The organism is Siminovitchia fortis (genome assembly GCF_007681465.1).
Lineage (GTDB): Bacteria > Bacillota > Bacilli > Bacillales > Bacillaceae_C > Siminovitchia > Siminovitchia fortis.
Map to the genome: position 1 here is coordinate 90905 of NZ_VEKZ01000002.1, position 15023 is coordinate 105927.

Here is a 15023-nt window from a genome sequence, read left to right on the forward strand (position 1 = left end):
CCGAAGCATTCTAATTTTGTGAGGAGGGGATACATATGTCGCTAACACTGCCCCTTGAGGAACAAAAACATTGGGAACGCTGGAGAAAGGAGCGGGACACGGAGTCAGGCAACCATTTAGTGAAAAAATACATGCCGCTTGTCACTTACCATGTCCAAAGAATTTCGGTCAATTTGCCGCAAAATGTGAGCAGGGAAGAATTAAAAAGCCTTGGAATCATGGGGTTGCTTGATGCATTGGACAAGTTCGATCTTACCAGGAAGCTTAAATTCGATACCTACGCTTCTTTTAGAATCAGAGGGGCCATAATAGACGGCCTGAGAAAAGAAGATTGGCTGCCGAGAACCACCCGCGATAAGGCCAAAGAAATAGAGAGTGTACAAAATTCCCTGGAACAGGAGCTCATGCGCCATGTAACGCCGGAGGAAATTGCCGAAAAAATGGGTGTGTCGGGTACTGAAGTAGTCAAAACAATGAATGAGTATTTTTTTGCTCAGGTTTTTTCCGTAAATGAATACATGGCGGGGGAAGAGGATGATGAAAATCATTCGTATACGATCAAAGACGATCACACCCCGACGCCGGAAGAGCAGGTCATAAAAAAAGAATGGCTTGAAGAAATGGCGAAAGTGATCACAACCCTTACTGAAAACGAACAGCTTGTCTTAAGCCTCTTTTATGAAGAGGAATTGACATTGACCGAAATCGGCCATATTATGCAGCTGTCAACATCGAGAATATCCCAAATCCATTCCAAAGCTCTCTTCAAATTAAGGCGGCAGTTATTGAAAACGGACAAAATGACAGGCGGGGATGAAAAGTGACAGGGACACTCATATTTATCTTATTTTTAATGAACATCCTCCTTGCCTTTGCTTTACTGATCCTTTACATGCGCCAAAACAAGCTGGTCGAAATAGAGAAGAGGCAAAAGCTCGCGCTGGAGGAAGCTGAACAGGTGATGGCTGCCCTCCTTGAAGAGATCAAAGAGGAAAATGAAAGACTTATAACCAGGATTAAGGAGAGCAGGGAGACAGAGGATAAAATGGCGGCAGATATTATAATGGAAAAAAAGGACTCCGTTCCGGCGGCAGAGGAGCACCAGGTTGTTCAAGAGGCAGAAGGGTCCTTGGAACCGACAGAAGAGCCTGCTTCAGTTCAAAGCAGCGCTTCCGGCGAAGCCGAAGATCCAATGCCTTTGAGGGAACAGGTGGAATTACTGGCTGAACAAGGACTGACAGTGACGGACATTGCCAGGAAGCTGAATAAAGGAAAAACTGAAATAGAACTCCTGATGAAATTTAAGTGACACATCGCTTCCGCATTTCATGCTTGATTAACACTTTTGGGTATGCTATATTATTTGTTGGTATTAATACACACGTTTCATGATTTTCGCGATAGGGTGCTGTTTTTTTCGATTAAACAGTCTTTTGCGGAAGATGAGTGAAGCGGAGGAAAAAACCAAGGAGGAAAAATTTATGTCTATCATTTCTATGAAGCAATTGCTCGAAGCAGGTGTACACTTTGGGCACCAAACACGCCGCTGGAATCCTAAGATGAAAAAATACATCTTTACGGAAAGAAACGGCATCTACATCATCGACTTGCAAAAAACGGTCAAAAAGGTTGAAGAAGCTTACAACTTTATGAGAGAGCTTGCCGAGAACAACGGTAAAGTCCTTTTTGTCGGAACTAAAAAACAAGCTCAGGAATCTGTAAAAGACGAAGCTGAACGTGCGGGTCAATTTTATGTGAACCATCGCTGGCTTGGCGGAACTTTGACTAACTTCGAAACGATCCAAAAGAGAATTGAGCGCTTAAAAGCGATTGAAAAGATGGAAGAAGACGGCACTTTCGAAGTCCTTCCGAAGAAAGAAGTAGTTATGCTCAACAGAGAGCGCGACCGTCTAGTCAAGTTCTTGGGCGGTATTAAAGATATGAAAACTCTTCCGGATGCAATGTTCATCATCGATCCTAGAAAAGAACGCATTGCTGTTGCAGAAGCGCGCAAGTTGAATATTCCAATCGTCGGTATCGTTGATACAAACTGTGATCCGGATGAAATAGATTATGTCATTCCAGCAAACGATGATGCAATCCGTGCAGTAAAATTGCTTACTTCAAAAATGGCTGATGCTTTATTGGAAGCTAAATACAGCGAAGAACCTGTAGAAGAAGAGGAAGCATCTTCAGAAGCTGCCAACGCATAATCGTCATATGATATCAGCCTGAATTCAGGCGGTTTGAAAGGTGATAAGAGTGATGACACTTTGTCACCTTTTTTCACACGATCATGTCCTTATTGACACCCTTTTACCTACACAAGGAGGAAACGAAAAATGGCAATTACTGCTCAAATGGTTAAAGAACTGCGTACCAAAACAGGTGCCGGCATGCTTGACTGCAAAAAAGCTTTGACAGAAACAAACGGCAACATGGAGGAAGCGATCGATTTCCTCAGAAAGAAAGGTATGGCTTCTGCCGCCAAAAAAGCTGACAGAATTGCAGCCGAAGGTACAACTTACATTTTAAGCGAAGGCAATACGGCGGTTATTTTGGAAGTGAATACGGAAACTGACTTCGTTGCCAAAAACGAAAATTTCCAACAGCTTGTTAAAGAGTTGGCTGAGCATCTTCTTGCGAACAAACCGGCATCTCTTGAAGAAGCTTTGGAACAAAAAATGAGCAGTGGCGAAACTGTTACTGACTACATTAACAGCGCCATTGCCAAAATCGGTGAGAAAATCACACTCCGTCGTTTTGAAGTTAAAACGAAATCCGACAACGGCGTATTCGGCGAATATCTGCACATGGGCGGACGCATCGGAGTTCTGACAGTTCTTGAAGGCACAACTGATGAAGAAACGGCAAAAGATGTTGCCATGCATATTGCTGCTATCAACCCTAAATATATCACGCGCGACCAGGTTTCTGAAGAGGAAATCGAGCGTGAACGCCAAGTGCTTACACAACAGGCATTAAACGAAGGCAAGCCTGAAAAAATCGTTGAAAAAATGGTAGAAGGCCGCCTTGGTAAATTCTTTGAGCAAATCTGCCTTCTGGACCAGCCATTTGTCAAAAACCCTGACGAAAAGGTTGGGAAATTTGTAAAATCCAAAGGCGCTGAAGTTGTCGGCTTTGTCCGTTATGAAGTGGGCGAGGGTATGGAAAAACGCCAGGAAAACTTTGCTGAAGAAGTAATGAGCCAAACGAAAAAGTAATTAAGAAAAGCGAAAGCATCGTTTAGCATCAAAATGAATGGGGAACACATCGTGTTCCCCATTTTAAAAAGTCAACATTCGTCAATACATATCATTAAGGGATCATTGGAGGTTCAGATGGATACCCCAAAATACAAAAGAGTCGTACTTAAATTAAGTGGTGAGGCACTGGCCGGAAATGAAGGATTCGGTATCAACCCGGCCGTGATCAAATCCATTGCAGAGCAAATCAAGGAAGTAGCAGTACTTGACGTTGAGATTGCTGTCGTCGTTGGCGGCGGAAACATTTGGCGCGGAAAGGTCGGTAGCGAGATGGGGATGGACCGTGCAACGGCCGATTATATGGGAATGCTGGCAACGGTGATGAACTCCCTTGCTTTGCAGGACAGCCTTGAGCAGCTTGGGATTGAAACCCGTGTTCAAACGTCTATCGATATGCTTCAAGTTGCTGAACCATACATTAGACGCCGTGCCATCAGGCATTTGGAAAAGAAACGTGTCGTCATCTTTGCGGCAGGCACCGGCAATCCATACTTCTCAACAGACACAACCGCGGCATTAAGAGCGGCAGAAATAGAAGCAGATGTCATTTTAATGGCCAAAAACAATGTGGACGGTGTATACAACGCAGATCCGAAGCTTGATAAAGATGCAGTCAAATATGAGCAGCTGTCTTACCTCGACGTTCTGAAAGAGGGTCTTGCTGTCATGGACTCAACCGCCTCATCGCTTTGCATGGATAACGATATTCCGCTGATCGTGTTCTCTTTTACCGAAAAAGGGAACATCAAGCGTGCCGTCATGGGCAAACAAATTGGAACGATAGTGAGGGGAAAGGAATAATGCCGAACAAAATAATTTCAAATGCGAAAGACAAAATGGGAAAAGCTATTCAGGTATACAGCCGTGAATTGGCAAGCATTCGTGCCGGACGTGCAAATGCCGCCCTTTTGGACAAAATTACTGTTGATTATTACGGTGTTCCGACACCAGTCAACCAAATGGCAAACATTTCAGTACCTGAAGCCCGTCTCCTTATGATCCAGCCGTATGATAAAACTGTTTTGGGCGATATTGAAAAAGCCATTTTGAAATCAGACCTGGGTCTGACGCCTACAAACGATGGATCCCTTATTCGGATATCCATCCCGCAGCTTACGGAAGAAAGGCGCAAGGATCTTGTAAGGCAAGTTAGAAAAGAGGCAGAGGATGCCAAAGTCGTCATTAGAAATATCCGCCGGGACGGAAACGAAGAATTGAAAAAGCTTGAGAAAAACGGGGAAATCTCCGAAGATGACCTGCGCGGCTTTGCAGATGACATTCAAAAGCTGACCGATGAACATATCAGGAAAATCGATGAACTGACAAAAGAGAAAGAAGAGGAAGTATTGGCCGTTTAAAACAAAAGCGAAATTGCCCGGCGCGGGAAAACTAGAAAACTTCCTTAATTATTATTCATAGATCCCTCCTTTTGGAGGGTTTTTCCTTTTATGGCCAATGGATGAAATAAATCGTCGGAGAATCATATCGCATCCTCATATGGATATGCTAAAATATGTTTGACGCACAGAACAATGCATTTCTGACGGAGGACTCATTATGTTCAATAAAACGAAGTTTTGGAAAACTTCAAAAGAGCAAGATTCGCAGGATGACCGAATCAGTCAAATACTTGCCCATCCCATTCCGGAGCATGTCGCCATCATTATGGACGGAAACGGACGGTGGGCGAAAAAAAGGGCACTTCCCCGGATTGCCGGACACCACGAGGGTATGAAAACTGTAAAAAAGATAACAAAGGCAGCCAGTAAACTTGGAATAAAGATCCTTACATTATATGCTTTTTCAACTGAAAACTGGAAGCGCCCCAAAACAGAGGTCGATTATTTAATGAAGCTTCCAGAACAGTTTTTGGGCAGTTTTTTGCCGGAATTGATAGAGGAAAACGTTAAAGTCTTAACAATGGGAGACATGGATCGCCTTCCGGCAAGTACAAGGAAGGCTGTTGATCACGCCAAAGAAAAAACAAAGAACAATGACGGCCTGATTTTAAATTTTGCACTAAACTATGGAAGCCGCTCGGAAATAATCGATGCCATAAAACATCTTTCTTCGGATGTAAAAAAAGGCATCATAAATGAAGAGGATATTGACGATGACTGCTTTTCAAATTATTTGATGACAGAGAGCCTGAAAGATCCTGATCTGCTCATCAGGACAAGCGGAGAGGTCCGCTTGAGCAATTTCATGCTCTGGCAGCTTGCATATACCGAACTGTATTTTATGGATATCCTCTGGCCGGACTTTTCTGAAGAAAACTTGCTTGAAGCGATTGAATCATTTCAAAGGCGGTCCAGAAGATACGGCGGATTACTTGGCGAGGAGATACAATAAATGAAGGTAAGAATCATTTCAGCGATAGTGGCAATAGCCATATTTTTACCGCTTCTTTACATAGGCGGAATCCCATTCTTTCTTTTGGTGTATGCCATGGCAACGATTGGGTTGTATGAATTATTGAAAATGCGGAAGCAGCCGCTTATTTCTGTGCAGGGGGCCTTGTCTTTGACATTCCTTTGGATTATCCTTTTACCCGGACAGGCGTTTGAATCAGGGCACGGGGCGGATATTAAAATAAAAGCCGCAATCTTGGCTGTCCTCCTTTTTTTATCATATACTGTTATAAGTAAAAATAAATTTGATTTTGATGATGCGGGTTTTGTCATACTGTCGGTATTATATGTCGGAATCGGTTTCCATTTTCTGATGGAAACGCGTGAGGCAGGAATCGTTTATTTGTTCTATGTTCTGTTTGTCGTATGGGGAACGGATTCCGGTGCATATTTTGTCGGAAGGTCCCTGGGTAAACGGAAGCTGTGGCCGGAAATCAGTCCGAACAAAACGATCGGAGGTTCTGTAGGGGGTATTTTAATTGCCTTGCTCATTGCCCTGGCCTTTTTTGCTTTTACCACAATAGACATACCGCTGGTTAAGCTGCTTATTGTTACTGTTATTCTTTCAGTTTTTGGACAAATTGGAGACTTGGCCCAATCAGCCTTCAAACGTCATTACGGGGTGAAGGATTCCGGCAATATTATGCCGGGACACGGGGGAATATTGGACAGATGCGACAGCTGGCTGTTTGTACTGCCGCTTGTCCATGTGCTGCAGATTATTTAATAAGCATGAATAGTAGTTATCGGGAGTGAAGAGTTTGAAATATATTAGTTTATTGGGGGCCACTGGATCCATCGGCACCCAAACCCTTGAGTTGATCAGGGAACATCCTGAACAATTTCAGCTTGCTGCCCTAACGGCCGGCAAAAACATAGAACTTGTCAGAAAAATCATTTCGGAGTTTCAACCGCAGCTCGTTTCGGTGCAGACGAAAGAGGACTGCGAGGCACTCCGGGGGGAATTTTCGTCCGGCATAAAATTTGTATACGGGGAAGAGGGTTTGGTGGAAGCGGCTGTGTTCGGCCAGGCAGATATCGTTCTGAACGCAGTCATCGGAAGTGTCGGACTCTTTCCGACATTACAGGCGATAGAAGCCGGTAAAAAAATCGCTATTGCCAATAAAGAAACATTGGTGACAGCCGGACATCTCGTCATGGCAGCGGCAAGGAAGAAAAATGTGGATATCCTTCCGGTTGACAGCGAGCACTCGGCCATATTCCAGTGCCTGCAAGGCGAGGAAATGAAGGATTTATCCAGGCTGCTGATCACCGCATCGGGCGGAAGTTTCCGGGACTTAACCCGGGAAGAATTGGAGTTTGTGACACTGGAACAGGCTTTGAATCATCCAAATTGGTCAATGGGCTCCAAAATTACGATTGACTCTGCTACAATGATGAACAAAGGCCTGGAAGTAATAGAAGCCCATTGGCTGTTTGACTTGCCTTATGATAAGATAGATGTCATTTTGCACCGGGAAAGCATCATCCACTCGCTTGTCGAATTTCATGACAGCAGTGTAATTGCGCAGCTCGGCACCCCTGACATGAGAGTTCCCATTCAATACGCTCTTACCTATCCGGAGCGTCTCCCGCTTCAATCGGCAAAAAGGCTGAACCTTGTGGAAATCGGAGAGCTTCACTTTGAAAAAATGGACATGGACCGTTATCGGTGCCTATATCTCGCATATGAAGCGGGGCGCCGTGGAGGTACAATGCCTACAGTATTAAATGCAGCAAACGAGGCAGCTGTGAATGCTTTCCTTGAGCAGAAAATACCATTTATCCGGATTGAGGAACTGATTGAAAAAGCGTTGGAAAGACATCATGTAATTGATAATCCTGATCTTTCCGCCATTCGGGAAGTTGATGGGGAGACAAGACGGTATGTTCATACACTCCTTTAAAAGGTGGTTATTTTTTTGAATACAGTCATCGCTTTTATCATTATTTTTGGCGCTTTGGTATTCTTCCATGAACTCGGACACTTTGTCTTTGCGAAGCGTGCAGGAATACTGGTCAGAGAGTTTGCGATCGGGATGGGACCGAAAGTGTTTTCCCATAAAACGAAAGAAACGTTATATACCATTCGTCTACTTCCCCTTGGCGGCTACGTGAGAATGGCCGGCGAGGACCCCGAAATGATGGAGATCAAGCCGGGACACCGGGTAGCTCTCATTTTGAATGATGATGATTTGGTTGAGAAAGTTATACTGCAGGGAAAGGACCGTTTTTCCAATGCGCGGGCTGTGGAAGTGGAATCGGCCGACCTTGAGCATGAGTTAATTATAAAAGGTTACGAAGATGGGGAAGATGAAACATTAAAAACATTCCGTCTATCGCATAAAGCTAAAATTGTCGAGGATCAAACGGAAACACAAATCGCTCCATGGGACCGCCAGTTTGGTTCGAAGAAACTGAGTGCGAGGGCGATGACCATTTTTGCCGGCCCTATGATGAACTTTGTTCTTGCCATTGTCATTTTCACGGCATTGGGATTCATCCAGGGTGTACAGGTGAACGATCCGCTTATCGGCAAATTGCTTCCGGACGGATCGGCAAACGAAGCGGGCTTTAAGGAAGGTGACGTTGTTTTAAGTATCGACGGAGCCGAAATTTCGAACTTTGAAGATATAACCGAGATTGTTCGCAGCCATCCTGGGGAAGAGCTCGTTTTTACAGTTGAACGCGGGGACAAGACGCTTGATATTCCGGTAACGCCCAAAAGGGAAGTGGCGGAGGGCAAGGAGTTTGGCCTGATCGGAGTACAGGCGCCCGTCGATAAATCATTTACAAGCGTAGCGGTCAACGGTTTCACCGAAACGTACCATTGGACAGTTGAGATATTCCGGCTGCTTGGAAAGCTTGTTACAGGGCAGTTCTCCATTGATATGCTTGCTGGTCCTGTCGGAATTTATAAAACAACGGAGACTGTGGCGAAATCCGGAGTTCTACTGTTAATGAAATGGGCTGCACTTCTAAGCATCAACCTGGGAATCATGAACTTGCTCCCGGTACCGGCGCTTGACGGCGGACGACTCCTGTTCTTTGGTGTGGAGGCATTGCGTGGAAAACCGATTGACCGCCAAAAAGAAGGAATGGTCCATTTTATCGGATTTGCCCTTTTGATGGTCTTGATGATTGTTGTTACGTGGAATGACATTCAACGTTTTTTTATCATTAAATAATGCAGATAGAGGTGCAAGTGATGAGGCAAAGCATGACATTGATCCCAACGCTCCGCGAGCTGCCGTCTGATGCTGAAATCAAAAGCCATCAGCTGTTGCTCCGGGCGGGTTTTATTAAGCAAATCGCAAGCGGTGTATATTCATACTTGCCGCTGGCCAAAAGAGCGCTTGATCATATTGAACAGATTATAAGGGAAGAAATGGAAAACGCGGGAGCGGCAGAACTGCTCCTGCCGGCCCTCCAGCCCGCCGAATTATGGCAGTCTTCGGGGCGCTGGTATACATACGGTGATGAATTGATGAGAATGCAAGACCGCCATGACCGCAGCTTTGCATTAGGCCCTACACATGAGGAAGTGATTACAAGTATCGTAAGTGACGGCATCCCGTCATATAAACGCCTTCCGATTATACTGTACCAAATCCAGACGAAATTCAGGGATGAGAAGCGTCCACGCTTTGGCCTGTTACGCGGGCGGGAATTCATCATGAAAGATGCATATTCATTCCATACATCGGCGGAAAGCCTGGATGAAGCCTATCAAAAGATGTATCAGGCCTACACAAACATTTTTACGCGATGCGGTTTGGATTTTAGGGCTGTTTTGGCTGATTCCGGGGCGATAGGCGGAAAGGATACACAGGAGTTCATGGTCTTATCCGAAATCGGCGAGGATACGATCGCCTACTCGGATGGCTCAACTTACGCAGCAAACATCGAGATGGCGGAAGTTCATCAAGTGTATGAAAGACCGGATGAGCCGGAAAAAGAGCTGTCAAAAGTTGAAACGCCCGGCCAAAAAACAATTGCCGAAGTTTCTGGATTTTTAAATGTACAATCATCCAATATCATTAAATCGCTTGTTCTGATTGTGGATGAGGAGCCGGTAATGGTCCTGGTCAGGGGAGATCATGAAATCAATGACATTAAAGTGAAAAACGCGCTGAATGCCGGATCCGTCGAATTTGCAGACGAAGAACGGACTAAGGAGCTGCTGAACTGTTCATTCGGCTCGATTGGGCCGGTCAACCTTCCTGGAACAATGAAAATTGTTGCGGACAAAGCTGTGGAAGCAATGGTCAATGCTGTATGCGGAGCCAATGAAGAAGATTTCCACTACATTAATGTCGTGCCGGGCAGGGATTTTACAGTTGAAAAGTATGCGGATCTAAGATTCATTCAGGAAGGTGACCCATCACCTGACGGAAAAGGAATCATCCGGTTTGCACGGGGAATTGAAGTCGGACATATCTTCAAACTGGGAACTACATACAGTGAAGCGATGTCAGCAACGTATTTGGATGAAAACGGAAAACCTCATCCTTATATCATGGGATGCTACGGGATAGGCGTCTCCCGAACGCTTTCTGCTGTTGCCGAACAGTTTAATGACGAGAACGGGCTGATCTGGCCGGCCAGTATTGCACCGTATGATATTCATTTGATTCCGGTTAACATGAAGGATGCGGAGCAGACAGATCTTGCCGAAAAATTGTATACCGAGCTGAGGGAACATCGATACAGTGTATTGTTCGATGACCGTAATGAGCGGCCGGGAGTCAAATTCAAAGACTCTGATTTAATTGGCATGCCTGTCCGGGTGACAGTCGGAAAAAAAGCGGCCGAAGGCATTGTGGAAATCAAAATCCGGAAATCCGGCGAAATGCAGGAAGTAAAAGCAGAGGAGCTGCTTGATGTCCTTACGGATATTTTCAAAGAATTGTAATGTAGAGCAAAGGGTACCTTTATAAAAAGGTGCCTTCCTTTATCATGAGCGCAAATGAATTGGGGGAGAGGAACAAATGACGTCCAAGACGCATAATCCCGCCGAAAATAAAGAACGTTTTCTGCTGTTGCTCCAGCAGATCGGTTTGACGGATGACCAATGTATGCAGTATTTCGAATCCGGACGGATTGAAAAACTCGTTGTAGATAAAACAAATAAAAGGTGGCATTTTTATTTTTCATTGGAGCGCCTGCTCCCGTGCCGCGTTTATACAATATTTTCCCAAAAACTTCAACAAGCTTTTAGCCAGATTGCCCATGTAGATTTTACTGTATCTTACAATGATCATACTTTCAGCAAAGAGCTGGTCATCGATTATTGGCGCGACTGTCTGAAAGAGATCGAGGGGATGTCCCCGATGCTTTTTGGCCTTTTGGACGGACAGCTTCCCGATGTCCATGGGAATAAGATTATTGTCAAAGTCAGAAATGACATGGAGGCAAGGACGCTTCAGGAGAAATACGGAAAGACCGTTTCCGATATATATTTGAAATTCGGCTTTCCTTCTTTGATGCTGTTGGCTGAAATCGATGATGAGGGACAATCCAATGAAGAGTATGAGAAATTTATGGAAGAAAAGCGGAAAGAGGACGAAGAGCGGGCACGCCAGGCACTGGCGGAAATGAAACGGATGGAAGCGGAGAAAGAGAATAGCAGCGGGGGTGAAGTGAGCGGCCCCTTGATGATCGGATATGCGATAAAAAACGATGAAGAGATCAAAAAGCTTGAAGAAATCCATGATGAAGAACGCAGAATTACAGTCGAAGGATATATTTTTTCAGCCGAAACAAGGGAACTTCGCAGCGGCCGGACACTGCTGACTTTTAAAATGACAGATTATACCGATTCTATCTCCGTTAAAATGTTCTCAAAAGATCATGATGACGCTGCCCTGATGAATAAGCTGAAAAAAGGCATGTGGGCAAGAGTGCGCGGCAGCGTACAAAATGATACATTTGCCAGGGAACTTGTGATCATGGCCCAGGATATCAATGAAGTGAAGGCAAAGGAAAGAAAAGACCTTGCCGAAGGCAAAAAGCGGGTTGAGCTTCATTTGCATTCTCCGATGAGCCAGATGGATGCTGTCACTTCCATAAGCCGTTTTGTTTCCCAAGCAAAAAAATGGGGGCATACTGCCGTTGCACTTACGGATCATGCAGTTGTGCAATCATTTCCCGAAGCATACAGTGCAGGAAAGAAGAATGATATAAAAATCCTGTATGGCCTGGAGGCCAATCTGGTTGACGACGGTGTTCCGATTGCCTATAACAGTGCACACCGGCTTTTGGAAGATGATACATATATTGTGTTTGACGTAGAAACGACAGGCCTTTCGGCAATCTATGATAAAATCATAGAATTGGCTGCTGTAAAAATACGGGGGGGAGAAGAGGTCGGCCGTTTCGAAAGATTCGCAAACCCGCATCACCCTCTGTCTGCCACAACGATTGAATTGACAGGCATAACGGATGACATGGTCGAAAATGCGCCGGAAATCGAGGAGGTCCTCCATGATTTTCATAAATGGGCGGAGGATGGAATCCTCGTTGCTCACAATGCTTCATTCGATATAGGCTTTTTAAATGCCGGCAATCAGCGGGCAGGGTTACCGAAGGTGGAAAATCCCGTTATCGATACATTGGAACTTGCCAGGTTCCTGTACCCTGAATTCAAAAATCACCGCCTGAATACATTGGCCAAAAGGTTCGATATCGAGCTCGTCCAGCATCACAGGGCCATATATGACGCAGAGGCAACCGGTAAGATATTTTTGAAGCTGCTGGCTGACGCCAGGCAAAAAGATATTCTTTACCACGATCAGCTGAATGATAATATGGGACAGGGAGATTCATATAAGCGGTCAAGGCCTTCCCATTGTACGTTGCTTGCACAAAATGATGCCGGATTGAAAAATCTTTATAAGCTTGTTTCATATTCCCATTTAAACTACTTTTATAGAGTTCCGCGCATCCCGCGCTCCTTATTGGAAAAATACAGGGAAGGCATCCTTGTCGGCTCCGGCTGCGATAAAGGGGAAGTTTTCGAAGCCATGATGCAAAAAGGACGCGCAGAAGCGGAGAAGGCGGCAGGCTTTTACGATTACCTTGAAATCCATCCGAAACCAGTCTACGCACCGCTTATCGAAATGGAGCTTGTAAGGGATGATAGAGATCTCGAAGATATAATCAAAAATATTGTAAGTATGGGAGAAGCGCTCAACCTGCCTGTTGTCGCGACCGGAAATGTCCACTATCTGAACAAAGAGGACAAGGTCTACAGGGAAATATTGGTCAGGTCCCAAGGCGGGGCAAATCCGATGAACAGGTATAACCTGCCGGAGGTGCATTTCCGGACGACGGATGAAATGCTTGCTGAATTTTCTTTTCTGGGCGAAGAAAAGGCGTATGAAGTCGTCGTAACCAATTCGAACTTGATTGCGGACAAAATCGAAGATGTCAAACCGATCAAAGATGACCTGTATACGCCGAAAATTGACGGCGCGGATGAGGAAATCAGGTCGATGAGTTATGAAATGGCCAGGTCGATTTATGGCGAAGAGCTTCCGGAAATTGTGGAGGCAAGGCTTGAAAAGGAACTGGCAAGCATCATCGGCCATGGATTTGCCGTTATCTATCTCATTTCTCATAAACTTGTAAAAAAATCATTGGTGGACGGTTATTTGGTAGGCTCAAGGGGATCTGTCGGTTCATCCCTGGTGGCCACCATGACAGAAATTACGGAAGTCAATCCGCTTCCGCCGCATTACGTCTGCCCGGAATGTAAGCACTCGGAATTCTTTGATGACGGATCGGTCGGTTCCGGATTTGACCTTCCGGATAAATCTTGCGAAAAATGCGGAGCAAAATATAAAAAAGACGGACACGACATACCGTTTGAAACGTTCCTTGGGTTTAAAGGGGACAAGGTACCGGATATCGATTTGAACTTTTCCGGCGATTATCAGCCGCATGCCCATAATTATACAAAGGAACTGTTCGGGGAAGACTATGTATATCGTGCGGGTACAATCGGAACAGTGGCAGAAAAAACAGCTTACGGCTATGTAAGGGGCTATGAGCAGGATAATAACTTAATGCTGCGGAATGCGGAAGTCGAAAGGCTCGTCCAAGGGTGTACCGGTGTAAAAAGAACAACGGGGCAGCACCCGGGAGGAATCATCGTTGTACCGTCGGATATGGAAATATTCGATTTCTGCCCGATCCAGTACCCGGCTGATGATACCGGGTCCAATTGGAGAACGACACATTTTGATTTCCACTCCATTGACAGCAATCTATTAAAATTGGATATTCTCGGTCACGATGATCCCACGGTGATCCGTCTGCTCCAAGAGCTCAGCGGCATAGACCCCAAGACCATTCCGATAGATGACCCGGAAGTAATGAAGATTTTCAGTGGCACGGAGTCTCTGGGCGTGACTGAAGAGCAGATCATGTGTAAAACAGGAACGCTGGGAATACCGGAATTTGGCACTCGCTTTGTCAGGCAAATGCTTGAAGATACGATGCCGACCACTTTTTCCGAGCTTGTTCAGATTTCAGGACTTTCACACGGCACAGACGTATGGCTCGGAAACGCACAGGAGCTCATCCGATCCGGTACATGTACCCTTTCCGAAGTGATCGGGTGCCGGGATGATATTATGGTATACCTTATTTACCAAGGCCTCGAGCCGTCACTTGCTTTTAAAATCATGGAGTCGGTCAGGAAAGGGAAAGGGCTGACACCTGAGTGGGAAGAAGAAATGCGGAAATGCAATGTGCCGGAATGGTATATTGATTCATGTAAAAAAATCAAATATATGTTCCCGAAAGCCCATGCTACAGCGTATGTGTTGATGGCAGTGAGAATCGCCTATTTCAAAGTCCATCATCCGCTTCTTTATTATGCAGCATATTTTACTGTGAGAGCGGAAGATTTTGACCTTGAAGCAATGGTGCGCGGTTCGCAGGCAATCAGGTCCAAAATAGAAGAGATCAATGCCAAAGGGCTTGAGGCCACAGCGAAAGAAAAGAGCCTGCTGACGGTTTTGGAAATTGCCCTCGAAATGTGCGAACGAAAATTCAAATTCCAGCGGGTCGATCTTTATCGGTCAAGCGCCTCGGAATTCATCATTGACGGGGATACGCTGATTCCGCCATTCAATGCAATTCCCGGACTGGGTACAAATGCTGCAATCAATATCGTAAAAGCGCGCGAAGAAGGTGAATTCCTTTCGAAGGAAGACCTTCAGAAACGGGGAAAAGTATCCAAGACAATTATTGAATACTTGGACCAGCAAGGTTGTCTGGAATCACTTCCTGAACAAAATCAGCTGTCCCTCTTTTAAGATTTTTTGCAAGGACTGCC

Annotated in this window: 12 protein-coding genes; all 12 read left to right on the forward strand. The window is 45.2% G+C overall.

Features of this window, described 5'->3' with window-relative positions:
- The first annotated feature begins 35 nt into the window (after window positions 1-35).
- The 12 genes from FS666_RS01475 to FS666_RS01530 all read left to right on the forward strand — a co-directional run bounded on the left by FS666_RS01475 (window position 36) and on the right by FS666_RS01530 (window position 15003).
- Window positions 36-824 carry a FliA/WhiG family RNA polymerase sigma factor gene (locus tag FS666_RS01475; protein ID WP_144461065.1) on the forward strand — a complete coding sequence of 263 codons (789 nt, stop codon included), beginning with the start codon at window positions 36-38 and terminating at the stop codon, window positions 822-824.
- Window positions 821-1309 (forward strand): Swarming motility protein SwrB, encoded by a 489-nt coding sequence (locus FS666_RS01480; RefSeq protein WP_144461066.1) that lies wholly within the window; start codon window positions 821-823, stop codon window positions 1307-1309. Before FS666_RS01475 ends, FS666_RS01480 begins: the two co-directional genes overlap by 4 nt.
- 172 nt (window positions 1310-1481) lie before the next feature.
- The gene (gene rpsB, locus FS666_RS01485; RefSeq protein ID WP_120069889.1) at window positions 1482-2213 is read left to right on the forward strand and encodes a 30S ribosomal protein S2; all 732 of its coding nucleotides are present in this window, start codon (window positions 1482-1484) and stop codon (window positions 2211-2213) included.
- A 129-nt stretch (window positions 2214-2342) separates the two neighbouring features.
- Window positions 2343-3224, forward strand: a complete 882-nt coding sequence (tsf, locus tag FS666_RS01490) for a translation elongation factor Ts (protein WP_144461067.1) — start codon at window positions 2343-2345, stop codon at window positions 3222-3224.
- A gap of 117 nt (window positions 3225-3341) precedes the next feature.
- Window positions 3342-4067 carry a UMP kinase gene (pyrH, locus tag FS666_RS01495; protein WP_144461068.1) on the forward strand — a complete coding sequence of 242 codons (726 nt, stop codon included), beginning with the start codon at window positions 3342-3344 and terminating at the stop codon, window positions 4065-4067.
- Entirely contained in the window at window positions 4067-4624 is a 558-nt protein-coding gene (gene frr / locus FS666_RS01500) for a ribosome recycling factor (RefSeq protein ID WP_144461069.1), read from the forward strand. The genes pyrH and frr overlap by 1 nt, the downstream gene beginning before the upstream one ends.
- A gap of 199 nt (window positions 4625-4823) precedes the next feature.
- Window positions 4824-5618 (forward strand): undecaprenyl pyrophosphate synthase, encoded by a 795-nt coding sequence (locus FS666_RS01505; RefSeq protein WP_144461070.1) that lies wholly within the window; start codon window positions 4824-4826, stop codon window positions 5616-5618.
- Entirely contained in the window at window positions 5619-6404 is a 786-nt protein-coding gene (locus tag FS666_RS01510) for a phosphatidate cytidylyltransferase (RefSeq protein ID WP_144461071.1), read from the forward strand. It abuts the gene before it with no gap.
- 34 nt (window positions 6405-6438) lie between these two features.
- The gene (locus FS666_RS01515) at window positions 6439-7584 is read left to right on the forward strand and encodes a 1-deoxy-D-xylulose-5-phosphate reductoisomerase (protein WP_120069746.1); all 1146 of its coding nucleotides are present in this window, start codon (window positions 6439-6441) and stop codon (window positions 7582-7584) included.
- 15 nt (window positions 7585-7599) lie between these two features.
- Entirely contained in the window at window positions 7600-8865 is a 1266-nt protein-coding gene (rseP, locus tag FS666_RS01520) for an RIP metalloprotease RseP (protein ID WP_120069749.1), read from the forward strand.
- 20 nt (window positions 8866-8885) lie between these two features.
- The gene (locus tag FS666_RS01525) at window positions 8886-10592 is read left to right on the forward strand and encodes a proline--tRNA ligase (protein ID WP_144461072.1); all 1707 of its coding nucleotides are present in this window, start codon (window positions 8886-8888) and stop codon (window positions 10590-10592) included.
- 76 nt (window positions 10593-10668) lie between these two features.
- Window positions 10669-15003, forward strand: a complete 4335-nt coding sequence (locus FS666_RS01530; RefSeq protein ID WP_144461073.1) for a PolC-type DNA polymerase III — start codon at window positions 10669-10671, stop codon at window positions 15001-15003.
- Window positions 15004-15023: the final 20 nt, after the last annotated feature.